This window comes from Anaeromyxobacter sp. SG64 (genome assembly GCF_022690745.1).
In the GTDB taxonomy this organism is placed as follows: Bacteria; Myxococcota; Myxococcia; order Myxococcales; family Anaeromyxobacteraceae; genus Anaeromyxobacter; species Anaeromyxobacter soli.
Map to the genome: position 1 here is coordinate 41,072 of NZ_JALCZB010000012.1, position 21,925 is coordinate 62,996.

A 21,925-nucleotide genomic window follows, 5' to 3' on the forward strand; every position below is an offset into this window, starting at 1 on the left:
CCGTGCTCACGCGAATCATCGAGTGGTCCCTCGGGCACCGCCGGGCCGTCGTCGGCGCCTGGATCGCGATCGTCGTCGCCGGGGTGCTCTCGTTCCGCGCGCTCCCCATGGACGCCTTCCCGGACACGACGCCCGTGCAGGTGCAGGTGAACACGGTCGCGCCCGCCCTGGCGCCGCTCGAGGTCGAGCGGCAGCTCACGATCCCCGTAGAGCAGGTGCTCGCGGGGCTGCCGAAGGTCGAGGACCTCCGCTCCATCTCGAAGTTCGGGCTCTCGCAGATCACCGTCCAGTTCGAGGACGGCACGGACCTGTGGTTCGCCCGGCAGCAGGTCTCGGAGCGACTCTCCCGGCTCGAGCTCCCCGCGGGCATCGAACGGCCGGCGCTCGGGCCGGTCGCGACCGGTCTCGGCGAGGTCTTCCACTATCTCGTGAAGGGGAAGGGCAGGTCGCTCGAGGAGATCCGGACCGCGCACGACTGGATCGTGGCGCCCCAGCTCCGGAGCGTCCCCGGGGTGGCCGAGGTGAACGCCTGGGGCGGCAACGAGAAGCAGTGGCACGTCGTCGTCGATCCGCGCCGCCTCCAGAAGTTCGACCTGTCGCTCGGCGACGTCTACGAGGCGCTCGAGAAGAACAACGCGAACGTCGGCGGCGGCGTCCTCGATCGCGGCGGGACGAGCCGCCTCGTGCTGGGCGTCGGCGCGCTCACGGACGGGCGCGACGTCGAAGGCGTGGTCGTCGCCGCGCACGACGGCGTGCCCGTGCGGATCCGCGACGTCGCCCGCGTCGAGGTCGGGCACGAGATCCGCCGCGCGGCCGTCACGGCGGACGGCGAGGGCGAGGCCGTGCTCGGGCTCGGCTTCATGCTCGTCCACGAGAACAGCCACGAGGTCACGAAGGCGCTCGCGGCGCGCCTCGCGGACCTCCAGAAGAGCCTCCCTGCCGGAATCACGGCCGAGCCGGTCTACGAGCGCACCGAGCTCGTGGACCTCGTGCTGCGGACGGTCCGGAACAACCTGCTCGAGGGGGCGCTCCTCGTCGTGGCGGTGCTGTTCGCGTTCCTCGGGAACCTCCGCGCAGGGCTGATCGTGGCGAGCGCCATCCCGCTCTCCCTGCTCTTCGCGTTCACGGGGATGCTGCGGTTCGGCGTCGCCGGGACGCTCATGTCTCTCGGCGCGATCGACTTCGGGCTGGTCGTGGACAGCTCCGTGATCCTGGTCGAGAACGCCGAGCGGCGCCTGGGAATGGAGGGCGGGCGGCGCACGGTCAGCGAGGTCGTGCGCGACGCGGCCGTCGAGGTGCGCAAGCCGACGCTCTTCGGTGAGCTCATCATCGCGCTCGTGTACCTGCCGATCCTCACGCTCGAGGGCGTCGAGGGGAAGCTGTTCCGGCCGATGGCGCTCACCGTCGTGCTCGCGCTGCTCGGCTCCGTCCTCCTGTCGATGACGCTCGCGCCGGTGCTCGCGTCGCTGGCGCTTCGCAGGGGTGCCCACCCGGAGCCGAGGTGGGTGGGATGGCTGAAGCGGACGTACGCGCCGATCCTCGCGTGGACGATGGCGCACTCACGGTGGGTACTCGGCGGCGCCGCGGCGGTCGTCGCGCTGGCGGCGATCGGCGCGCTCCGGCTCGGGAGCGAGTTCGTGCCGCGCCTGTCGGAGGGGACGATCGTCGTGAACGTCGCGCGCCTCGCCGAGGTCTCGCTCGACGAGTCCGTCCGCATGGGCGAGCGGATCGAGCAGGTGATCCTGGCGAAGTTCCCGGACGAGGCGGAGCGCGTCTGGACACGCACCGGCACGCCGGAGGTCGCGACGGATCCGATGGGCGTCGAGCTGTCCGACGTGTTCGTGGCGCTCCGCCCGCGGGAGCGCTGGAAGCGCGCGCACACGCAAGCCGAGCTCGTCGAGGCGATGCGAAAGGAGCTCGAGGGCCTCCCGGGCGAGCGGCTCGCCTTCACGCAGCCCATCGAGATGCGGCTCAACGAGATGGTCGCCGGCATCCGCAGCGACCTGGGCGTGAAGCTGTTCGGCGACGATCTCGACCTCCTTCGCGCGAAGGCACGCGAGGTCGAGACGGTGCTGAGGGGCATCCCCGGGGCCGCGGACGTGACGGTGGAGCAGGTGACCGGGCAGCCCGTGCTCCAGGTCACCGTGGACCGCGACGCCATCGCCCGGTACGGGATCACCGCCCGCAGCGTGCTCGACGCCACGGAGGCGGTCGGGATCCGCCACGTGGGAGAGATCCGCGAGGGGGACCGCCGCTTCGCGCTCGGCGTCCGCCTCCCGGAGGAGTTCCGGGATCCCGAGGCGCTGGGGGCCGTGCAGGTGCCGGGCCCCGCCGGCGAGCGGATCCCGCTCTCGCGGCTCACGCACGTCGAGGAGCACTCGGGCCCGACGACCATCCAGCGGGAGTGGGGCAAGCGGCGCGTGGTGGTCCAGGCGAACGTGCACGGCCGCGATCTCGGGTCCTTCGTGGCGGCGGCCCGGCAGGCGATCGGCGAGCGGGTGGAGCTGCCCGACGGCTACTTCGTGCGCTTCGGCGGGCAGTTCACGAACCTGGAGCGCGCCCGCACGCGGCTCCTCGTCGTGGTGCCGATCGCGCTCGCGCTGGTGTTCCTCTTGATCCACGCCTCGAGCGGGCGCCTGCTCGACACGCTCCGCATCTTCAGCGGCGTACCCTTCGCCCTCGTCGGAGGCATCCTGGCGCTGACCGCGCGCGGGCTGCCGTTCTCGATCTCGGCGGCGGTCGGGTTCGTGGCGCTGTTCGGCGTCGCGGTGCTGAATGGGCTCGTGCTCGTCTCGCGTGTCCGGCAGCTGCTCGACCGGGGCGTCGCGCTCCTCGAGGCGGTACGCGAGGCGGCGATCTCCCGGCTTCGGCCGGTGCTCATGACCGCGTCGGTGGCATCGCTCGGGTTCATCCCCATGGCGCTCGCGACGGGACCGGGCGCCGAGGTCCAGCGACCGCTCGCGACGGTCGTGATAGGCGGCGTCCTGTCGTCCACCGCGCTCACGCTGCTCGTGATGCCCGTCCTGTTCACCGCGCTGCGGGCGAAGGGCGACGCGGAGCGCGGTGAGCGAGAGGAGGACCTGGACCCGGAGCGCGAGCCCGAACGATCCGGGCTTTCGGCGGCACGGGAGGGGCGGGCGTGAACGCGAAGAACATCGCCGCCGCGGCGGCCGTCTGCCTGGCGTCGGCGGCAGGGGCGGAACCCCTCACGAGCGAGCGCGCGGTCGCGATCGCGCTGGAGCGGAACCCGGAGCTCGCCGGGCTCGCCGCGGAGGCCCGGGCGGCCCGCGCGCGGCTCGCCGACGCGGAGCTCCCGCTTCGAGCCAACCCGGAGATCTCGGCGGCCGCCGGCCCACGGAGCCGGGGCGACCGGCGCACGACCGACGTCGAGGTCGCAGTCTCGCAGCGCGTCGAGCTCTTCGGTCAGCGCGGCGCGCGGATCGACGTGACGTCGGCGGAGCGGGACGTGTCCGAGGCGCGCCTCGCGGCGCGACGCGTCGGGCTCGCGTCCGAGGTCCGCGCCTCGTTCGCACGCGTGCTCGCGGCCGAGCGGCTGATCGCGCTCGCACGTGAGGACCTCACGGTCGCCCGTGACGCCGTGCACGCGGTCGAGCGGCGTTTCGAGCTCGGCGCGACGACGCAGCTCGAGGTGAACGCGGCGCGCGTGGAGGGAGCACGCGCGGCGCGAGCGGTCGCGGTGGCGTCTCGGCGACAAGCGTCCGCGCTGTCCGAGCTGCGGACGCTGCTCGGCAGCGAGCCGGGCGCGCCGCTCGAGCTCGCCGGCGCGCTGCCGCGGGCGATCCGCGCCGCCCCCCTCGACACCGAGGGCCTCGTGAACCGGGCGCTGTCCGCCCGGACGGATCTCGTCGCGGCGCGGCGCGAGCTCGCCGCGGCCGAGAGCGAGGTGCGGCTCGCGCGACGCGAGTCGCTTCCCGCTCCGGCGATCGGCGGAAGGTACTCCCGCGAGGAGGGGGCCGACGTGGTCCTCGGGACGCTCACGTTCGAGCTGCCGGTCTTCAACCGTAACCAGGGCGGGCGAGGCCTCGCCTCGGCCCGCGTGGCGCGGGCCGAGGCCGAGGTCGCAGCGGCGGAGCGGCGCGTCCGTGAGGAGGTGCGGCTGGCCGTCTCGCGGCTCGAGACCGCCGCGGAGGCCGCTCAGGCGTTCGAGGGCGAGGCCCTCGCCGGCGCCGCGGCGAACGTCACGCTCGCGACGAAGGCTTACGACGCCGGAAAGATCGGGGTCGCCGAGCTGCTGCTCATCCGGCGTGGCGCCGTCGAGGCGAGGCGGGAGCACGTGGAGGCGCTCGCGGAGCTCGCGGAGGCCGAGGCAGAGCTCGCCCGGGCGATGGGATCCGAGGCGCCCTTCGGGGGTGCGGGATGAGGACGCCGTCCCGCGGTTGCGCGGAGGGTCGCGGCCTCGCCCAGCGCGCGGAGGTCAGGGCTTGCGCTTCGTGCCGGCGGCCACGGCCATGCGAGCACGGGCTGCCGCGGGAGCGGCAGGGGCGGGTCTAGCGGGGACTCGCGTCACGGGCGCGGCGCGCGGCGCGCAGGCGCGCTCGTCCGCCTCCACCCGCGCGAACCACTGGGCGGCGGTCGCCTTCACGCGGGCCCAGCGGATGTCCTCGGCGCTCGCCATCGGGATCTCGGCAGGCGCGGAGGCCCGGGCGGGCGCGTCGATCACCCGCGCCCCTGCGCGCCGCCGGAACACCTCGCCGTAGAGCGAGGAGTGCGTCCGCGCGCAGAACGGGCACTGGAAGTAGCGGATCTGGCTGGCCGGAGCCGACCAGCTCGTCATCACGACCTTGCAGTGAGTGCACTCGACCGCGGCATCCATCGATTTCCCGGGATATCGCCGGGGGATCCCAGGGTCAAGAATTCGGGCCGGATCCGTAGGGGGCGCCCGCGCGGTCGAGCGACTCGTGCGGTCCACACCCCGGCGCGCCGGGCGCGCGCTTCTCCGCTAGAACAGGGGCATGCGGACGCTCGTGAACCTCGACGGCTCCCTCGTCGCCCCCGCGGAGGCGAGGGTCTCGGTGTTCGACCGCGGCTTCCTGTACGGCGACAGCGTCTACGAGGTGATCCGGACCTACGGCGGCCGCCCGTTCGAGCGCGAGGCCCACCTCGCCCGGCTCGCGCACTCCGCGGCCCGCATCGGGCTCTCGCCGCGCTGGGACGCGCAACGGACGGCCGCGGAGATCGATCGCACCCTCGCCGCCGCGCGCGGAGCGGACGCGCCGGAGCCGGACGCGGCGCCGTGGAACGCGGGCGAGCGGTACGTCCGCGTGGTGATGACGCGCGGGGCAGGGGAGATCGGGCTCGATCCGGCGCTCGCCGTCGATCCGCTCGCCATCGTGATCGTGCAGCCGCTCGTCGGACCGCCGGCGCGGGCCTACGCGGACGGGATCCCGGCGGCGGTCGTGGGAGTTCGGCGCGCCTCCCCGCAGGCGGTGGACCCCTCCGCGAAGACGGGCGCCCATTTGACGCACGTGCTCGCCGTCCGGGAGGCACGCGCGGCCGGCGCGCAGGAGGCGCTGCTGCTCGACGACGCGGGGTTCGTGACGGAGGGCTCGTCCTCCAACGTCTTCGCGGTGGCCGGGGGCCGGCTGCTCACCCCGCCCATCGCGTCCGGGATCCTCGAGGGCGTGACGCGGGCGGTGGTGCTCCGGCTCGCGCGAGCCGAGGGCGTCCCCGTCGAGGAGGTGCCGCTCCGACCGGAAGACCTGGAGCGCGCGGACGAGCTCTTCATCACCTCCACCGTCCGGGAGATCCTCCCCGTCACACGGCTCGGGGACAGCCCCGTCGGCGCCGGGCGCCCCGGGCCGCTCACCCATCACCTGCACCAGGCCTTCAGGCGACTCGCGGGCGGTCCTGTAGGACTGAGGGTGCGCAGGTAGGCGGCGAAATCGCCCTGGCGGCGGCAGGGCGCGAGCGTACACTCGCGCGCGCATGCCACGGATCGCAGTCTGCGCAGTCCTCCTCGCGCTCACCGCGGTCGCCCGCGCCGACTCCCACGACGACGCCGCCCGCGCGCTCCGCGAGGACGGCTCGGTGAAGGTCCGCGCTCAGGCGGCGATCGTGCTCGGCCAGCGCGGCGAAGCGGAGGCCGTCCCGCTGCTCGCCGCGGCGCTCGCGTCCGACGCCGCGCCCGCGGTCCGCATCGCCGCGGCCGGCGCGCTGGGCAGGGTCGGGGGCGGAGGGGCACGCCGGGCGCTCGAGGCGGCGCGCCGCTCGGACGCGGATCCGGCCGTGCGGGCCGCGGTCGTCCGCGCCCTCGACGTGCTCGGCCTCGCGTTCTCGATCGACGAGCCCGGCGGGAGCGCCGGCGGGGCCGCGGCCCGGGACGCGCTCCGCGCAGCGATCGCGCGGCACCTCGCGGCGCACGGCTGGGAGGTCCTCGAACGCGGCGGGATGGTGCTGAAGCCGACGGTGCTGCGGGTCGACGTGGACTCGGACGCCGTGCGGACGATCGTCGCCGTCAAGGCGGCGCTCGTCGCCGTCGACGGCGATGGGCGCATGGCGGCGATGCTCGAGAGCGGCGCGCGCCTCTCCGCGGCGGGGGCGATCCCCGAGGCGAAGATCGCCTCCTACGCCGCCCGGGCCCTCGACGCCGCCGCCCGGGCGCTGTGCGAGGATCTCGCGGCGCGGCTCGGGGGGAGGTAAACCGAAGGGATGGAATCCGCGTCCGGCCGGCAGAGTCCCGTCCCGCCGCCCTCACCTGGCGCGGCGCCAGCGCCGGCCGCGCCCGAGCCTTTGGCTCCTCCCGCAGAGCCCCCGCGCCGGCGGTTCCGCAACTATCTCCTCGACGGCGCGCTGCAGCTCCGGCTCGCGAGCTACCTCCTCGCCGTGGCGGTCGCGCTCTCGGCCGGCCTGGGCTGGCTCCTCTGGACGGCGTATCGCGAGACGAGCCGGGTCGTGGCCCTCGGCGATCCGCTCGCCGGCGAGTCCCTCGCGCAGGCGCTCGCGGCGGAGGACCGAGGACGCATCGGCCTCGTGGCCGTCGTGCTCGCCGCCGTGCTGCCGTGCCTCCTCGCGGCTGCGGTGGTGGTGACGCACCGGATCGCCGGCCCCGCGCTCGTCCTGAGCCGCGCCTGTCGCGACGTCGCCGCAGGCCGGCTCGCGCCGGTCCGGCCCCTGCGCGCTCGCGACCTGCTCGTCGATCTCGCGGTGGACGTCGGCGCGATGGTGGACGCCATCCGCGAGCGCGAGGCTCGAGAGCGCGAGGAGCTCGCGCGGGCCGCTGCGCTCCTCCGCGATCCCGGCGCTGCCCCGGAGGCGCGGGCCGCCGCCGCCGCGTCGCTGGAGGCGCTGGCGGCCGAGAAGGACGCGCGGCTCGCGTCGTGAGGAGCCGCGGAGCCCTGGGGTTCGCCGTCGCCGCGCTGCTCGCGTGCGCGATCGGGCGGAACGAGGTGGGAGGCACGGGGAGGGTGGAGCACGCCCCGAGCTCGACCTCGCCGTCGCCGTCGCCGTCGATCTCCACCCCCGCCCCGGCCCTGACCTCGACCCCTACCTCGACCCCGACCCCCACCCCGACCTCGACCTCGACCCCGACCCCGACCCCGACCGCCATCCCGCCTCCGGCGCCCGCTCCCCTCGCTCCCCCTCCCGCCGCCGATCTCGCCGATCCCCTCGAGCTCCTCTGGGCCCACCGCCTCGCGTTCACGCGAGACGGCGAGCCGCTCGTCACGATCCGGCTGATGGAGGGGCAGCGCGAGATCGCGTTCCGCGCCCGCGCCCCCGGGCGGATCACGCTGCGAGGGGGGACCGTCGTCGAGGTCCCTGCCGGTGCCCGGCTCACGGTCCGCGCGCGCGAGGCGGCGCCCGCGATCGTCGTTCACCACGCCCTGCTCGCGGAGGCGCCGCTCGCGGCGCGTGCCGCGCTCGACGAGGCGCGGCGCACCTGGGCGGCGCGAGGTGTGCCGGTGCGCTCCCGCGTGACCGGCACGGTGTACGGCGTCGGCGGCAGGGTGGTGGACGCGCGCCGCGAGCTCCTCGTCGCCGAGGGAGACGGCTCGCTCGAGGCGGCGCGGGCGACCGGCGCGTCGCTGCGCGAGCGGTTCGGGGAGCAGCCGGCGCTGAGCGCAGAGGTGGTCGCCCGGCCGCGCGGGACGCTCGAGCTCCGCGGCGAGGGCGGCGCGCCGCTCGGCGAGGCGGACGCGGCGCTGTGGCTGGACGTCGCGGGAGACGCCGGGTTCCTCGTCGAGGGCGTCGAGCACGATCGCGGTCCTCGCGGCCGGGCGCGCGAGGACAGGGCCTACGGAGGCCGACTGTTCGTCACGCTGGACGCGCACGGGGGGCTCGCAGCCATCCACGGGGTCCCGCTCGAGGAGCTCCTGCGCGGGCTCGTCCCCAGCGAGATGCCAGCGTCCTCGCCGCTCGAGGCGCTCAAGGCCCAGGCGGTCACCGCCCGCTCGAACGTCCTCGCGCAGCTCGGCGCGCGCCACTCGGCCGACCCGTTCATGCTGTGCGCCGAGGTTCACTGTCAGGCGTACCGCGGCGACGGCGCGCGGACCTCGCGCACGGACGAGGCGGTGCGCACCACGCGCGGGGAGACGCTCTTCGGCGCGGCGGACCAGGCGCTCGTCGACGCCGTGTACTCCGCGACCTGCGGCGGCCACGGGGAGCACAACGAGCTCGTCTGGGGCGGCGCCGCGAGCGCGAGCCTGCGTGGACGGCCCGATCTTCCCGCGGCCCAGGCGGCGAGATGGAAGGAAGGCCTCGCCGACGAGGCGAGGCTCCGCGCGTTCCTCGCCGAGCCCGGAGACGCGTGGTGCCGCCGGCCCTCCACGCCGGGCATCACGCGTTTCCGATGGGAGCGCCGCCTCTCGGCCGCGGAGCTCGACGCGGCGGCCGCGCAGCTCGGGGTCGGTCATGTGCGCGCCATCGCGGTCGGCGCGCGCGGCGTGTCGGGTCGCGCCCGCCGCCTCGCCGTCGAGGGCGAGCGTGGGCGCGTCGAGATCGCCGGTGAGCTCCGCATCCGGCGGCTCCTCGGCGAGCTGCCCTCCGCGATGTTCGTGGTGGAGCCCACCAGCGACGGCGTCGTCCTGCGCGGCGGGGGGTGGGGCCACGGCGCGGGGATGTGCCAGTGGGGCGCGGTGGGGCGTGCGCAGGCCGGCCAGGGGTACCGCGAGATCCTGGGCAGCTACTACTCGGGCGCGGAGCTCGCCCGCCTCTATTGAAGAGCGCCGCGAGGGGTTCCCGCCCGGGAGCGCGCGTCGCCCCTTCCACCGATCACCAGCTGGAGCGCGCGCCGAGATCGTAGACGCGCGAGTAGCCGAGCCCTGCGAGCGCGCGAGCGACCGCGGCGCTCTTCCTCCCCGTCTCGCAGTACACGATCACCGGGAGACCGGGCGGGCCGAGCTCCGCGAGCCGCGCGCCGGGGCTCGGAGCGGCGTCAGGGCCGGCGATCCGCGTCGCCGAGGGTGAGCGTGCGCTTCCTGCGGCGCGGTCGAAGCGCGGCGGCGGCCACGAACGCCGCGCCGAGCGCGAGGACGCCGACGAGCGCCTCGACGAGCGCGACGCGCTCGAGGAGCGTCGCCTCGCCGCCCTGCAGCGCGCGCGCGCCGCGGGCGGAGTCGTACGCCTTCCACAGCATGAACGCGCCTCCCGTCGCGAGCAGGACCGCCCGGAGGAGGAGACGGGAACGGGACATCCGCACGGCCCCGGTATGTCATGGAACGCCTCCACGCGAAAGCGAAGCGAAGCGCTCGCTCGGCCGTCAGCCGCCGCGTTAGGGCCGGTGCCGGGAACACCTGGTCGTTCCATTTTCACACCGGCGGCAAGCACCTCCCCGCCGGCGGAACGACGATGGACAAAGACTGCACCGTACTGGTCATCGAGGACGACGACGACGCCCGCGAGGCGCTCTGCGAGTTCCTCGCGACCGCGGGATATCGCGTGCGCCCCCTTCGCAACGGCGTCGAGGCGCTGGCGGCGATCGCGAACTCCAGCCCCCACGCCGTGCTGCTCGATCTGGTGATCCCCGAGCCCGACGGGTTCGAGGTCCTCCGGCGCATCCGCGAGCGCGACCCGCGCGTCCCGGTGATCGTCATGTCGGCGCTGGCGCAGGCGGAGGACGTCGTCCGTGCGATGAAGCTCGGCGCGAACGACTACCTCCCGAAGCCCTTCGAGGTCTCCGAGCTGAACCTCGTGCTGCGCCGCGCCCTCGACGGACCCGGACGGCGTCCCCCCGACGTCGCCGAGGCGCGCGTCGCAGCGGTCGTGGCCGAGTCGGGCGACGGCGACCTCTTGCCCACCACCCCGCTCTCCGGCCCGATGGAGCGCGTCTGGTCGCTGGTGAACCGGATCGCCGACACGGACGTGCCGGTGCTGCTCATCGGCGAGAGCGGCGTCGGCAAGGACGTGATCGCTCGGCGGATCCACGCGACCAGCCACCGCGCGGGCCGCCCCTTCGTGAAGATCAACTGCGCGGCCCTTCCGGGAGAGCTCCTCGAGAGCGAGCTCTTCGGACACGAGAAGGGGGCGTTCACGGGAGCGCACGCGGAGAAGCCCGGCAAGTTCGAGCTGGCTCACCGGGGGACGATCTTCCTCGACGAGATCGGCGAGATGGATCCGCGGCTGCAGGCGAAGCTGCTGCAGGTCCTCCAGGACGAGGAGTTCTACCGGGTGGGCGGCAAGCGCCCGGTGCGCGTGGACGCCCGCGTCGTGGTCGCGACGAACCGCAACCTCGAGGCGGCCATCCGGCAGGGCACGTTCCGGGAGGACCTCTTCTACCGGCTGAACGTCGTCACGATCCGGGTCCCGCCCCTCCGCGAGCGGCGCGAGGAGATCGGTCCCCTCGTGCGGCACTTCGTCGACAAGTACCGGCAGCGCTACCGGGGCGGGCTCGAGGAGATCCCGGCCGAGGTGATGGAGCGCTTCCACGCCTACGACTGGCCCGGGAACGTCCGGGAGCTCGAGAACCTCGTGCGACGGCTCGTCGTCCTGCGCGATCCCGCGATGGTCCTGGGTGAGCTGGGCGGCTCGCCGCCGGCGCTCGTCGCCGCGGGGGCCCATCCGCCGGCAGCGCCCGGGGTCAACGGCGTCCACCGCCCGGGCGAGGGCCCGGCGCTCCCGGAGGATGCGCCGCTCAAGGACGTGGCCCGGCGGGCCGCGCGCATCGCGGAGCGCGAGGCGATCCTCCGCGCGCTCATGCGGACCGGCTGGAACAAGCGGAAGGCCGCGAAGCGCCTGCAGGTCAGCTACAAGGCGCTGCTCTACAAGATCAAGGACTGCGGGATCGTCGACCCGCGAGACGCGGCGACGATCGAGTGAGAAAGCAGCGCGGCGCGGCCCCGCGAGGAGCCGCGCCGCGCCCTGGTCCCCCCCCGGAGATCCGATGCGCCCCTCCCGCCGGAAAGCTCAGGCCGCAGCCTGCTTGGGGGCGAGCTCGCCGCGCGAGCGGCGCTCGCGGAAGCCGGTGCGCGCGCTCACGTACAGGAACGCGATCCCGAGCGCGAGCAGCACGATCGGCTCGACCCATGCCGATTCCGGAAACAGTCCAACGACCGAAGTGCCGACCCCGAACAGGCCCAGCGTCCACGCCGCCGCCCTCAGCATGCCTTCCCGCCCTCCATACCGGCGCCGACTGCCGGTCCATCCTGCCGCGTCCAGGGAGAACGTCATCCCGCCTCGTCGCCGCGGCAACGCAGGCACGTCCGTTCCCACGCGAGGGAAAAAAGTTCCTCAGCGTCGCACCGGAACCCGCTCTCGGCGGCAGCCGCTCGCTCGCGCGTCGCGTTCGTGGCCGCACGCCGGATCGCGTGGACGACGTGCGCTGGAGGAGCGGCGACGCGTGGCGTGGAGTTCGCTCGGGGTGCACGACGCGTCGTGGCACGAGGTGTGCTCGATGCGAGGGAGTCGTTTCGGGACGGGGAGTCCCGGGAGGAATTGGATGGCGTTCTCGAAGAGGGCAGTGGTGGCCGGCATTCTCCTCGCCGCGACGGGGTGCGCTTCGTCGGGGGCCTCGCAGCGGCCGGATCCCCGGCCCGAAGTGGGCGAGTACCGCATCGGGCGCGAGGACGTGCTCGAGGTCGTCGTCTGGCACGAGCCAGAGCTGACGCGGGTCGTGCCCGTCCGGCCGGACGGCAAGATTTCGCTTCCGCTCGCGGGGGAGATGGACGCGGCAGGCAAGACGCCGGGGGAGCTGCAGCAGGGCCTCACGAAGGCGCTCGGCCCGTACATCAAGGACGCGGCCGTGGCCGTGCTGGTCCGGGAGATCAACGGACCGCGGGTGTACGTGCTCGGCGAGGTGACGCGCCCTGGCGGGTTCCCGCTGCGCGGTCCCATGTCGGTGGTGCAGGCGATCGCGCTCGCCGGCGGGCGCACCGAGTTCGCCCGCGGCGAGGTGAGCTGGCTCCGCCAGGGAGCGAACGGGAAGACCGATCGAGTGAAGCTCTCGTTCGACGAGCTGGTGAAGGGGGAGGCGGAGGGTGCGCTCTGGCTCAGGGGCGGCGACGTCCTCTACGTGCCGTAGCGGGACGGTGCCGACCATGAGAGGGCCGAGGAAGAGGTGGGCGATGGGAGCGCCGGGGCGCTTCGGGAGGGCGGCGCTCTGCGCTGTGTCTCTCTGCGCTGCGGCGCGGGCGGCGGCGAGCACGGTCGTGGATCCCATCGCCCGCCTCACCCTCGAGGGCGGCTACGACTCGAACGTGCTCTACGACGGCTCGGGCAGCGACCGCGTCGGCCGGGTGTCCCCGGACGTGGGGCTCCGCTTCCGCGATCACACCTGGGAGCTCCGCACGCTCTACGGCGTGGACTTCCTCACGTACGAGCGCATGCAGCCCGGAGGGAGCTGGAACCACCGCGGGTCGCTCGTGCTCGACGCGCGAACCACGCGGCGCCTCACGCTCCACGCGGACTTCCGGGGCGCGTACGCGTTCGACCCGGTGGGGCTCGCGCAGATGGGCGTCTTCCGCACGGGGCGCGACTCCGCGCTCATCCTCCACGGCCGGGGCAGGGCCGAGTACCGCGCCTCCGAGCGCGTGGACGTGGCCGCCCTGCTCACGGAGGACACGGTCCGCTTCGACGACCGCACGGGCGGCGCGATGCACCAGCCCGGCGTGGAGGCGCTGTACCGGTACGGCCGGCGCCTCTCGTTCGGGGCCGGCTACCTGGCCTCGCTGTTCCAGGGCTTCGAGCGGGACGCCACCGACTGGGCCTTCGCGCACGCGCTCAGGGCGCGCGCGCGGTACGAGCTCAGCCGGCAGCTGACCGTGAACGGCTCCGCGGGGCCCGCCCTGTGGCTGAAGAGCGGAAATGCGGTCGTCGTCCCCGAGGGCAGCGTCGAGCTCGTCGGCGTCTCCCGCGACTGGGAGGGGCGTGCGCAGCTCGCCCACGGGCTGGGCCTCGGCAACACCGCGAGCCCTGGCCTCGTCGACTCGGTCGAGCTCGGGCTCGCGCGCAGGTTCGCGCGGCGCTTCGAGCTGCGCGGTGACGGCGGCATCTGGCGCTCCGGCCGGGCCCCGAGCGGCGGGGACGCGGTGACCGGCTACGTGACCTACGGCGAGGCGGCACTCCTCGTCGGGGGAGGGGTGCGCTTGGCGCTGGCAGCGACACATTTCGCGCGGCTCGACGATTCGTCGGCCGCGCTGCGGCGAACGACGTTCGGACTCCGGCTCGGCTGGACCCTGCCGGAACGGTGACGAAGAGGAAGGACGAATGGAACGGACCTACACCCTGCAGGATCTCCTCGCGGCGCTGCGGCGTCGCCGGCTCCTCGCGCTGGTCGTCGCAGGCGCGGTGCTCGTCGTCGGGGTTGCGCTCGCGCTCGGCGTCCCCTCGGAGTACTCCGCCCAATCGGTGGTCCAGATCGAGCCGCGGCGGCTGGGGCTCGACTTCTTCCCGGCCCAGAACGGCACGCCGTTCGAGGATCGGATGCGGACCATCAAGCACGGCATCCTGGCCCGCCCGGTGCTCGAGCGGGTGATCAAGGAGACCGACTTCTTCCCCGACCTCCGCGACGACATGGACGAGGCGCTCCGCAAGATGCGGCGGAACGTGGAGGTCCGGCTCGAGGGCGAGGTCCCCGCCGGCGCGCCCGCGCTGCTCTTCGTGGTCGAGGTGCGCGGCAGGGATCCGGAGAAGGTCGCCCGGGCCGCGGAGCTCCTGCCGAAGTACTACGGCGAGCTCACGCGTCAGGTCCTCGAGGCCCAGGCGCGCAGCCTCCGCGAGACCCTCGATCGCCAGGTCGACGACATGGGCAAGGAGCTCTCGGCGCAGGAGAAGAAGCTCCTCGCCTTCAAGGTGGACCACACCGCCGAGCTGCCCGAGCTGCTCGAGGACAACGCCCGCGCGGTCGGGCGCGCGCAGAGCCAGATCGAGATGCGGCTCGGCGCGATCGCCGACGCGCAGCGGCGCCGCGGCGACGTGCTCTCGTCCATCCCGGAGGGCCCGAGCGGTCCGGGTCTCGCCGAGGCCGGCCTCGACGCCGCGCTGCGGCGCCTCAACGCGGCCGAGGCGGCCTACGGACCGGATCACCCCGACGTGAAGCGCGCTCGGCGCGAGTTCCAGGAGGCGCTCTCCCAGCGCGACGGCGCGTTCGAGAAGTTCCAGAAGGAGCGCGTGCAGGCTCACCTCGCGCGCATCGACGACGAGGTGCGCGCGCACGAGGAGCAGATCGCCTCCCTCCGCAAGGAGATGACCACCTACCAGAAGCGGATCGAGGCGGCGCCGCGCTGGGGCCAGGCGCTCGCGAACCTGTCCCGGGAGTACGAGGTGATGCGCGCCAAGTACGCCTCGACGCTCTCGCGGCGCGCCGACTCGGCGGCCGCCGAGCAGCTCCTCGCGGCGGACCAGCCGACCATGTTCCGGATGGTGGAGACGCCGGTCACGCCCCGGCTGCCGGCCGCCCCCGACCGGCCCAAGCTCCTGTGGATCGCGGTGCTCGCCGCGATCGCGATGGGGCTCGGGGCGGCGGGGATCGCCGAGTGGCTCGATGCATCGATGCGTGGACCCGAGGACGCGGCGACGCTGGGCATCCCCGTGCTCGCGGCGATCCCTCGCATCGGGCGGGCTTCCTGACTTGCGCGTAATCGATCGGAGGAATGGACCGATGATCCCTGCCGACACCCTTCAGGCCACCCACCCCGCCGCCGCGCCCGAGAAGAAGCTCGTGGCCCTGGCCGCGCCGGACTCGCCCGCGGCGGACCAGTACCGCGTGCTCTACCAGCGGCTCGCCCGCCTCGCGGCGCGCCGCGCCATGCGCGTCGTCGCCGTGACGAGCGCGAGCCGCGGCGAGGGCCGCACCACCACCGCAGCCAACCTGGCGCTCACCGCCGCGCAGGAAGGGCGCGCAGTGGTCCTCGTCGACGCGGATCTCCGCCGGCCGTCGGTGGCGAGCCTGTTCGGGCTCGCGCCGCGCGCAGGGGTCGCCGAGGTGCTCGACGGCACCGCCGAGCTGTCCCAGGCCATCGTGCGCGTCGGCATGCTGTCGGTGCTGTGCGCGGGCGAGGTGCGTGACCCGGTGGCGGCGATCCGCCACCCGCGCACCGCGGCGCTCGTGGAGCAGCTGCGGGCGGCGTACGACCTCGTCGTCCTCGACGCGCCCCCGGCGCTCGCCTTCGCGGACGGCGAGCGGCTCGCGGGGGCGGCCGACGCGGCCGTGCTCGTCGTGCGCGCCGGGGCGACGCCGCGCCAGGTCGTGCGGCTCGCGCTCGAGTCGCTCGGCGACCGGGCCGCGGGCGTGGTGCTGAACGACGTCGACCCGGAGTCCGTGGCGCACGGGCGCTGGCTGTACGGCGGACCCGGGGAGGCGGCGCCGGCCATCGCCGGCCGCCGCGCGGGGTAAGGACCGGCGCCCTCCCGCGCCGCCAGCGGCGGCGCGGAGGGGGCGTGGGAGGGGGGTGGCCACGACGCACGGTCGTGGCCGGAGACGGTGGCTCGGGTCCTGGCCCGTGCGCGGGAGTGCGCGCCGGGCACGGCGGTCGGGGTTGGACGGGGAGGGGACTTGGTCCGGGTCTTCAACCATTGGTTCTCGCCGCGCAAGGCGGCGTACTTCTTCGCCGAGGAGACGGTCCTCGTGCTGGCGCTGCTCGCGGGCGCGTCCCTCGGGCCGGTCGCCGCCCAGGCGACGAGCTCCGTGGGAGGGCCGCCGATGTACCCGGCGGTGCTCCGCGCCGCGCTCGCCTCCGTGTTCTTCGCGGGCGCGCTCTATCTCGGCGACCTCTACGACCTCCACGCGGCGGTGCGCGATCGCGCGGACGGGCGGCGCCTCCTGCGGGCGATCGGCGTGGCCGCGATCGCCATCGCCCTCGCCGACATCGCGCTCGACCTCTTCCTGCCCGGGTGGATGCTGCACCGCTCGCTCGTGCTCGCCGCCGCGGGCGGCGCCTTCGGCGTCATCGCCGCCCGCGTCCTCATGCCGGCCGTCGTCGGCTCGCCGACCCGGGTCGTCTTCCTCGGGACCGGCGCGCGGGCCCGCGACCTCGCGCGCGCGATGGAGCGCGAGGCGGACGGGCTCTACCGGGCGGTCGGCTTCGTGAGGCCCCAGCGGTCGCTCGCCCCGGCCGCGGTCCCGGCGGACGCGATCCTGGAGGGCTCGCTCGGCGAGGTCGCGCGCCGGGAGCGCGTCCAGATCGTGGTGGTCGCCATGGAGGACCGGCGGGAGGGCCTGCCCATCGACGACCTCCTGACGCTCCGCACGCGCGGTCGCCGGGTGGTGGACGACGTGGGCTTCGCCGAGGCGACGCTGCAGCGCATCCCGCTGTCGCTCGTGCGTCCCAGCTCGCTCATCTTCGACGACGGCTTCCGCGTCTCGCGCGGCACGCGCACCGCCAAGCGGGCGCTCGACCTCGCCGTGTCGCTCGTGATGCTCGCCGGGGCGGCGCCGATCATGGTCGCCACCGCGATCGCGATCTGGCTCTCCGACGGCCGCCCGATCTTCTACTCGCAGGAGCGCACCGGACGCAGCGGCACGCCGTACCGCGTGTGGAAGTTCCGCACCATGCGCCGCGACGCCGAGCAGCACGGCGCGGTGTGGGCGACCGAGCAGGATCCCCGCGTGCTGCCGCTGGGCCGCTTCCTGCGGCGCGCGCGGCTCGACGAGCTACCGCAGCTCTGGAACGTGCTCCGCGGCGACATGAGCCTCGTCGGCCCGCGCCCGGAGCGGCCGGTGTTCCTCTCCGAGCTGAAGGTGCGCTACCCGCTCTTCACGCTGCGCGAGCTCGTGAAGCCGGGCCTCACCGGGTGGGCGCAGCTCAAGTACGGGTACGGCTCCACGATGGAGGAACAGGCCCGCAAGCTCGAGTACGACCTTTACTACATCAAGAACGCCTCGCTGTTCCTCGACCTCGTCTGCCTCCTCGCCACCGCGAAGGTGGTGCTCCTCGGGAAGGGGGCGAAGTGATGGTGCTCGAGGAGCTCGTCCCCCGGCCGGTGCGCGCACCCGACGCGCGATCCGTGCACGTCGTGGCGGTGGGCGGCGGGACCGGGCTGCCCCGGGTCCTCGAGGGGCTCGCCGCCGGCGACGGAGAGCCGGACGAGGAGCCCGCGGTGGAGCTGACCGCCGTGGTCACGACCGCGGACGACGGGGGGAGCTCCGGCGAGCTCAGGCGGCGCTACGGCGTGCCCGCGCCGGGCGACGTCCGCAACTGCCTCGTGGCGCTCGCGGCGGGAGCGCCGCTCGCGTCGGTGTTCCAGCACCGCTTCGAGGGGGGCGGCGAGCTCGCCGGTCACACCATCGGCAACCTCGTCCTCACCGCGCTCGCGCAGCGGCTCGGCGACTTCGGCCAGGCGGTGGAGGCCGCGGCCGGGATGCTGGGCGTCCGCGGTCGGGTGGTCCCCGCCACGGCGACGCCGGTCGAGCTCGTCGCGGAGCTGGACGATGGCCGGATCGTGCGCGGCGAGACCGCCATCGCGGCGGCGCGCGGCCGCGTGGCGGAGCTGCGGCTCGCCGGCGCGGCCCAGGCCTCGAGCCAGGCGATCGAGGCGATCCTCGGCGCGGACCTGGTGGTGCTGGGGCCGGGCAGCCTCTACTCCAGCGTGCTCGCCGGGCTCCTCGTGCCGGGCATCCCGGAGGCGCTGCGGACGACGGGCGCGACGCGCGTCCTGGTCGTGAACCTCTTCACGGAGGCCGGCGAGACCGACGGCTTCGACGCCGCCGATCACGTCCGCGCCGTGCAGCGCCACCTCGGGGACGTGGTGGACGTGGCGCTCGCGCAGCGGCCCCCGCTGCCCGAGGACGTGGTGGCGGCCTACGCCGGGGAGGGTGCGGTCCCGGTGCGGGTCGAACGTGCGGCGATCGACGCCGCGGGCGCGGTCCCGGTCGTGACCGACTTGCTCGCCGAGGGAGAGCGCGGGCGCCACGACCCCCGGAAGCTCGCGCGCGCGCTGCTCGCGATCGCGCGGGTCCGCTGAGGAGGGGACGACACCTTGGTCCAGACCGCCGAGACCCTCCTCGCGCCCGCCCACGAGCCCGCCGGCTCGCGCTACCGCGTCGAGGAGCTGCAGGGGCGCGCCGCCTTCGACGCGCTCCGGGACGAGTGGAACGGGCTGCTCGCGCGCGGCCCGGTGGACGTCCCGTTCGCCCGTCACGAGTGGATCTCCGCCTGGCTCGACGCCTTCGCGCCGGACGCCCCGCTGCGGGTGCTCGTCGCGCGCACCCGCGCCGGCCGGGCCGCCGGGATGGCCCCGCTCCTCTTGCAGCGAGAGCGCGGCGTGACGCGGCTCGTCGCCCCTGCGAACGACCACTCCTGCCGGGTGGAGTGGGTCCTCGGGGAGGACGCCCCCGGCGCGGTCGCGGCGCTGTGGGGCCACCTGCGCGACCGGATCCGCTGGGACGTGCTCGTGCTGCGGGACGTCCCGCGCGAGGGGCCGACCTCGGTGCTGCTGGAGGCGGCCGCGCGCGCGGACCGTCACCTCGCCGGGCGCTGGGAGTCGCTGCGGACGCCCTACGTCGAGCTGTCCGAGAAGGGCGCCGAGGAGCGCACGAGCGCGAAGTTCCGCGCGAACCTGCGCCGGCGCGCGAGGCGGCTCGGCGAGCTGGGCGCGGTCGCGCTCACGCGCGTGGACGGCGCCGAGGGGCTCGACGTGGCGCTCGCGGAGTTCTTCGCGCTCGAGGCGAGCGGGTGGAAGGGGCAGGGCGGCACCGCCATCGCGCTCGCGCAGCCCCTCGTGCAGTTCTACGCGCGCATCGCGCGGGACGCCGCCCAGCGCGGGGCGCTCGCGGTGCGCGCGCTCACCCTCGACGGCCGCGCCATCGCGGTGCACCTCGGCGTGGTGCACCGCGGCGTCTATTACCTGCCGAAGACGGCGTACGACGAGCGCCTCGGCCAGGTCTCGCCCGGGCAGCTCCTCCAGCGGGAGGTGCTCGCCGAGTGCGAGGCGCGCGGCCTCTCGCGCTTCGACTTCCTCGGCCCCGACATGGAGTGGAAGCGCGACTGGGCTCCGGCCCACGCTCCCCATGACTGGCTCTACGTGTATCGCCCCTCCTTCGCCGGCAGGGCCATGCACACGTTGAAGCACCGGGTCCGCCCGGCCGTGAAGGAGGCGCTCTCGTGGTGGCGATGAGTCGGGCGGTGGCGGCGCGGACCTGGCCGACCGCGCGCGAGGCGCGCAGGCGCTACATCCCGGCCCTGCCCACGCTCTGGCCGAGGATGCTCTCTCCCCTGGCCGCCTCCCGGCCGCCCGCCTTCCCGTTCGGGGCGCGGCGCACGACCCACTTCTACCTGGCGCGGAACGCGGTCTACCACGGCGCGCGGCTGCTCGGGCTCACGGGCCACGAGGTGCTCGTGCCGGCCTACCACCACGGCGTGGAGGTGGGGGCGCTCGCCGCGGCCGGCGCGTTCCCGCGCTTCGTGCGGGTGGACGCTCGCATGCGCCTCGACCTCGAGGACCTCGAGGCCAAGATCGGCCCCCGCACCCGCGCCCTCTACGTCATCCACTACGCCGGCTTCGCGCAGCCGATGGACGAGGTGACGGCGATCGCGCGGCGGCACGGGCTGCCGGTGGTGGAGGACTGCGCGCTGTCGCTCCTCGCCGCCGAGGGGACCCGGCCGCTCGGGTCGGTGGGCGCGCTCGGGATCTTCTGCTTCTACAAGACGCTCCCGGTGCCGAACGGCGGCGCGCTCGTCGTGAACGACCCGTCCGTTCGCGGCGAGGTCCCGCAGCCGGAGGCGGCGCCGCTCGCGTCCACGCTCTCCCACGCGACCGGCTCGCTCCTCCAGAACGCCGCGTTCCGGCTCGGGGACGCGGGCGAGGCGCTCCGCGGCGCGGCGCGGCGGGCGTACTCGTACGTGCGCGGCGCGACCGGAGTTCACCCGGTCTCCACCGGCACCATGACGTTCGACCTCGCGACGGTCGATCTCGGCATGAGCTCCCTCTCCGAGCTCATCGCCCGGCGGCTCGACGCCGAGGCCATCGTCGCGGCGCGGCGGCGCAACTACTTCCTCCTCCTCGGCCGGCTGCGCGACCGGGTGGTGCCGATCTTCCCGGAGCTGCCCGCCGGCGCGAGCCCGCTCTTCTACCCGCTCCTCTGCGACGACAAGGCAGCCGTGGCCGCGCGGCTCGCCGCGCGCGGCGTCGAGACGGTGGACTTCTGGCGCACCGGGCACCCGCTCTGCCCCGAGGAGCCGTTCCCGGACGTCGCGATGCTCCGGCGGCGCGTGCTCGAGCTCCCCGTGCATCAGGACCTGCAGCCCGACGACATGGCATACCTCGCCCGCTGCGTGAGGGAGGCGCTCGAGTGACGCCCACCAGCCCAGCGCCCGCCGGGGAGCGCGCCGCCGGCCTCACCGTCGTCGAGCACCGCGACCCCGCGCGCCTCGCGGTCCTGAAGGAGGAGTGGCGCGCGCTCTTCGACGCCGCCCAGGCGCCGTCGCCGTTCCTCTCCTGGGAGTGGCTCCACACCTTCCACCGCTGCTTCGCCGCGCGCCGGCCGATCTGGATCCTGGAGGCGCGCGACCGCGACGCGCGGCTCGCCGGGCTCCTCGTGCTCTCGGCGCGCCCGGGGCTCGTGGGGGAGCGGCGCTTCAGCCTCCTCGGCAACGGCCTCACCGGCGCGGACGGCCTCGACGTGCTCGCCCGGCCCGAGCACGCGGCCGCCGCGCGCGAGGCGATCGCGCGGGCGCTCGCGGCGGGGGCCGCGGCGTGGGACGTCCTCTGCCTCGAGGACCTCCCCTGCGGCTCGCCGACCGTCGCCGCCCTGCGCGCGGCCATGGCGCCGCGCGGAGTGCGGGCGCAGGTGGAGCGCGGCTTCGTCTGTCCCGGGTTCGTCGTGCGCGGCACCTTCGAGCAGCACCTCGCCAGGATCCGCCGGCGCGAGACGTACGCGCGGCGGGTCCGCTGGCTCGAGAAGCAGGCGGGCTTCCGGATCGAGGTCGCGGCCGCGGACGAGGCGACCGCCGCCATGGACGACTTCCTGCGGCTGCACCGGCTGCGCTGGGAGGTCGAGGGCGGCTCCTCCGGCATCCCGCCCGGGCCGGTCGAGGAGTTCCACCGCGAGGTGGCGCCGCTCCTCGCCGCGCGCGGCTGGCTGCGCATGTACCGCCTGTTCGTGGGGCGCGACGCGATCGCCGCGGTCTACGGCCTCGAGGTGGGCCGCCGCTTCTTCTACTATCAGTCCGGCTACGACCCTGCCTGGTCGGCCCGGAGCCCCGGCGTCGTGCTCGTCGGGCGGACGGTCGCGGACGCCTACGCGCGCGGCCTCACCGACTACGACTTCCTGCGCGGCACCGAGGCCTACAAGATGGACTGGGCCTGGGATCGCCGCGAGACGTGCAGCGTCCGCCTGCAGGCGCCGTCGCTGCGCGCCGGGACCGCCGTCGCCGCGGAGGAGGCGTTCCGCGCGGCGCGCGGGATCGCGAGGTCCGTCGCGCCGGAGCGGGTGTGGGGGGCGCTCAGGCGCGCGAGGCGCTCGCTCGAGGCGAGCGCGCTGGCGGGCGCGCGCGGCGGCTGACTGGCGGTACGGCGGGGGTGGGGCCGCGCCGCGCGG

General features: G+C 75.1%; 19 protein-coding genes. 16 read left to right on the forward strand and 3 right to left on the reverse strand.

What is annotated here, in order from left to right:
- Window positions 1–2: 2 nt before the first annotated feature.
- Both MNZ29_RS05910 and MNZ29_RS05915 read left to right on the forward strand, forming a co-directional pair.
- Window positions 3–3,143 (forward strand): efflux RND transporter permease subunit, encoded by a 3,141-nt coding sequence (locus MNZ29_RS05910; protein WP_242353620.1) that lies wholly within the window; start codon window positions 3–5, stop codon window positions 3,141–3,143.
- Window positions 3,140–4,381 carry a TolC family protein gene (locus MNZ29_RS05915; protein ID WP_242353630.1) on the forward strand — a complete coding sequence of 414 codons (1,242 nt, stop codon included), beginning with the start codon at window positions 3,140–3,142 and terminating at the stop codon, window positions 4,379–4,381. Before MNZ29_RS05910 ends, MNZ29_RS05915 begins: the two co-directional genes overlap by 4 nt.
- Before the next feature lie 54 nt (window positions 4,382–4,435).
- Here MNZ29_RS05915 and MNZ29_RS05920 read toward each other — a convergent pair whose 3' ends face one another.
- Entirely contained in the window at window positions 4,436–4,834 is a 399-nt protein-coding gene (locus MNZ29_RS05920) for a hypothetical protein (RefSeq protein WP_242335791.1), read from the reverse strand.
- 139 nt (window positions 4,835–4,973) lie between these two features.
- Here MNZ29_RS05920 and MNZ29_RS05925 point away from each other — a divergent pair, with 139 nt between their 5' ends.
- From MNZ29_RS05925 to MNZ29_RS05940, 4 genes are all read left to right on the forward strand, one after another.
- Window positions 4,974–5,894: an aminotransferase class IV gene (locus tag MNZ29_RS05925; protein ID WP_242353641.1), complete on the forward strand. Its 921-nt coding sequence runs from the start codon at window positions 4,974–4,976 to the stop codon at window positions 5,892–5,894.
- A 52-nt stretch (window positions 5,895–5,946) separates the two neighbouring features.
- The gene (locus MNZ29_RS05930) at window positions 5,947–6,660 is read left to right on the forward strand and encodes a HEAT repeat domain-containing protein (protein WP_242353643.1); all 714 of its coding nucleotides are present in this window, start codon (window positions 5,947–5,949) and stop codon (window positions 6,658–6,660) included.
- Window positions 6,661–6,750: 90 nt separating this feature from the next.
- Entirely contained in the window at window positions 6,751–7,341 is a 591-nt protein-coding gene (locus MNZ29_RS05935) for a hypothetical protein (protein ID WP_242335800.1), read from the forward strand.
- Window positions 7,338–9,176, forward strand: coding sequence for a SpoIID/LytB domain-containing protein (locus MNZ29_RS05940; RefSeq protein ID WP_242353653.1), 1,839 nt, complete (start codon window positions 7,338–7,340; stop codon window positions 9,174–9,176). The genes MNZ29_RS05935 and MNZ29_RS05940 overlap by 4 nt, the downstream gene beginning before the upstream one ends.
- 215 nt (window positions 9,177–9,391) lie before the next feature.
- Here the strand turns inward: MNZ29_RS05940 and MNZ29_RS05945 are convergent, their stop codons facing one another.
- Window positions 9,392–9,649 carry a hypothetical protein gene (locus MNZ29_RS05945; RefSeq protein ID WP_242335809.1) on the reverse strand — a complete coding sequence of 86 codons (258 nt, stop codon included), beginning with the start codon at window positions 9,647–9,649 and terminating at the stop codon, window positions 9,392–9,394.
- A gap of 155 nt (window positions 9,650–9,804) precedes the next feature.
- Between MNZ29_RS05945 and MNZ29_RS05950 the strand changes: the two genes are divergently transcribed.
- Complete coding sequence (locus MNZ29_RS05950; protein ID WP_242335811.1) at window positions 9,805–11,271, forward strand: sigma-54 dependent transcriptional regulator; 1,467 nt, start codon at window positions 9,805–9,807, stop codon at window positions 11,269–11,271.
- Between the two features lie 87 nt (window positions 11,272–11,358).
- Here the strand turns inward: MNZ29_RS05950 and MNZ29_RS05955 are convergent, their stop codons facing one another.
- The gene (locus MNZ29_RS05955) at window positions 11,359–11,622 is read right to left on the reverse strand and encodes a hypothetical protein (protein WP_242335814.1); all 264 of its coding nucleotides are present in this window, start codon (window positions 11,620–11,622) and stop codon (window positions 11,359–11,361) included.
- Between the two features lie 268 nt (window positions 11,623–11,890).
- On the opposite strand from MNZ29_RS05955, the gene MNZ29_RS05960 reads away from it, so the two are divergent.
- The 9 genes from MNZ29_RS05960 to MNZ29_RS24865 all read left to right on the forward strand — a co-directional run bounded on the left by MNZ29_RS05960 (window position 11,891) and on the right by MNZ29_RS24865 (window position 21,889).
- The gene (locus MNZ29_RS05960) at window positions 11,891–12,472 is read left to right on the forward strand and encodes a polysaccharide biosynthesis/export family protein (protein ID WP_242335817.1); all 582 of its coding nucleotides are present in this window, start codon (window positions 11,891–11,893) and stop codon (window positions 12,470–12,472) included.
- Window positions 12,473–12,599: 127 nt separating this feature from the next.
- Window positions 12,600–13,640: a hypothetical protein gene (locus tag MNZ29_RS05965; RefSeq protein ID WP_242335821.1), complete on the forward strand. Its 1,041-nt coding sequence runs from the start codon at window positions 12,600–12,602 to the stop codon at window positions 13,638–13,640.
- Between the two features lie 16 nt (window positions 13,641–13,656).
- Complete coding sequence (locus MNZ29_RS05970) at window positions 13,657–15,018, forward strand: lipopolysaccharide biosynthesis protein (protein WP_242335823.1); 1,362 nt, start codon at window positions 13,657–13,659, stop codon at window positions 15,016–15,018.
- A gap of 31 nt (window positions 15,019–15,049) precedes the next feature.
- On the forward strand, window positions 15,050–15,784 hold the full coding sequence (locus tag MNZ29_RS05975) for a CpsD/CapB family tyrosine-protein kinase (RefSeq protein WP_242335826.1): 735 nt from the start codon (window positions 15,050–15,052) through the stop codon (window positions 15,782–15,784).
- Window positions 15,785–15,943: 159 nt separating this feature from the next.
- Entirely contained in the window at window positions 15,944–17,341 is a 1,398-nt protein-coding gene (locus tag MNZ29_RS05980) for an exopolysaccharide biosynthesis polyprenyl glycosylphosphotransferase (RefSeq protein WP_242335829.1), read from the forward strand.
- Window positions 17,341–18,351 carry a gluconeogenesis factor YvcK family protein gene (gene yvcK, locus MNZ29_RS05985; RefSeq protein ID WP_242353656.1) on the forward strand — a complete coding sequence of 337 codons (1,011 nt, stop codon included), beginning with the start codon at window positions 17,341–17,343 and terminating at the stop codon, window positions 18,349–18,351. The genes MNZ29_RS05980 and yvcK overlap by 1 nt, the downstream gene beginning before the upstream one ends.
- Window positions 18,352–18,366: 15 nt before the next feature.
- Window positions 18,367–19,503, forward strand: a complete 1,137-nt coding sequence (locus MNZ29_RS05990) for a GNAT family N-acetyltransferase (protein ID WP_242353658.1) — start codon at window positions 18,367–18,369, stop codon at window positions 19,501–19,503.
- Window positions 19,500–20,681: a DegT/DnrJ/EryC1/StrS family aminotransferase gene (locus tag MNZ29_RS05995; RefSeq protein WP_242353678.1), complete on the forward strand. Its 1,182-nt coding sequence runs from the start codon at window positions 19,500–19,502 to the stop codon at window positions 20,679–20,681. Before MNZ29_RS05990 ends, MNZ29_RS05995 begins: the two co-directional genes overlap by 4 nt.
- A complete protein-coding gene (locus MNZ29_RS24865) occupies window positions 20,678–21,889 on the forward strand; it encodes a GNAT family N-acetyltransferase (protein WP_242353660.1) in 1,212 nt (403 codons plus the stop codon). Before MNZ29_RS05995 ends, MNZ29_RS24865 begins: the two co-directional genes overlap by 4 nt.
- Window positions 21,890–21,925 lie beyond the last annotated feature (36 nt).

Coding starts and splice junctions, on each gene's coding strand:
- MNZ29_RS05920 (WP_242335791.1), bottom strand. CDS start 4,834: ATGGATGCCGCGGTCGAGTGCACTCACTGCAAGGTCGTGATGACGAGC.
- MNZ29_RS05925 (WP_242353641.1), top strand. CDS start 4,974: ATGCGGACGCTCGTGAACCTCGACGGCTCCCTCGTCGCCCCCGCGGAG.
- MNZ29_RS05930 (WP_242353643.1), top strand. CDS start 5,947: ATGCCACGGATCGCAGTCTGCGCAGTCCTCCTCGCGCTCACCGCGGTC.
- MNZ29_RS05945 (WP_242335809.1), bottom strand. CDS start 9,649: ATGTCCCGTTCCCGTCTCCTCCTCCGGGCGGTCCTGCTCGCGACGGGA.
- MNZ29_RS05950 (WP_242335811.1), top strand. CDS start 9,805: ATGGACAAAGACTGCACCGTACTGGTCATCGAGGACGACGACGACGCC.
- MNZ29_RS05955 (WP_242335814.1), bottom strand. CDS start 11,622: ATGACGTTCTCCCTGGACGCGGCAGGATGGACCGGCAGTCGGCGCCGG.
- MNZ29_RS05960 (WP_242335817.1), top strand. CDS start 11,891: ATGGCGTTCTCGAAGAGGGCAGTGGTGGCCGGCATTCTCCTCGCCGCG.
- MNZ29_RS05970 (WP_242335823.1), top strand. CDS start 13,657: ATGGAACGGACCTACACCCTGCAGGATCTCCTCGCGGCGCTGCGGCGT.
- MNZ29_RS05975 (WP_242335826.1), top strand. CDS start 15,050: ATGATCCCTGCCGACACCCTTCAGGCCACCCACCCCGCCGCCGCGCCC.
- yvcK (WP_242353656.1), top strand. CDS start 17,341: ATGGTGCTCGAGGAGCTCGTCCCCCGGCCGGTGCGCGCACCCGACGCG.
- MNZ29_RS05995 (WP_242353678.1), top strand. CDS start 19,500: ATGAGTCGGGCGGTGGCGGCGCGGACCTGGCCGACCGCGCGCGAGGCG.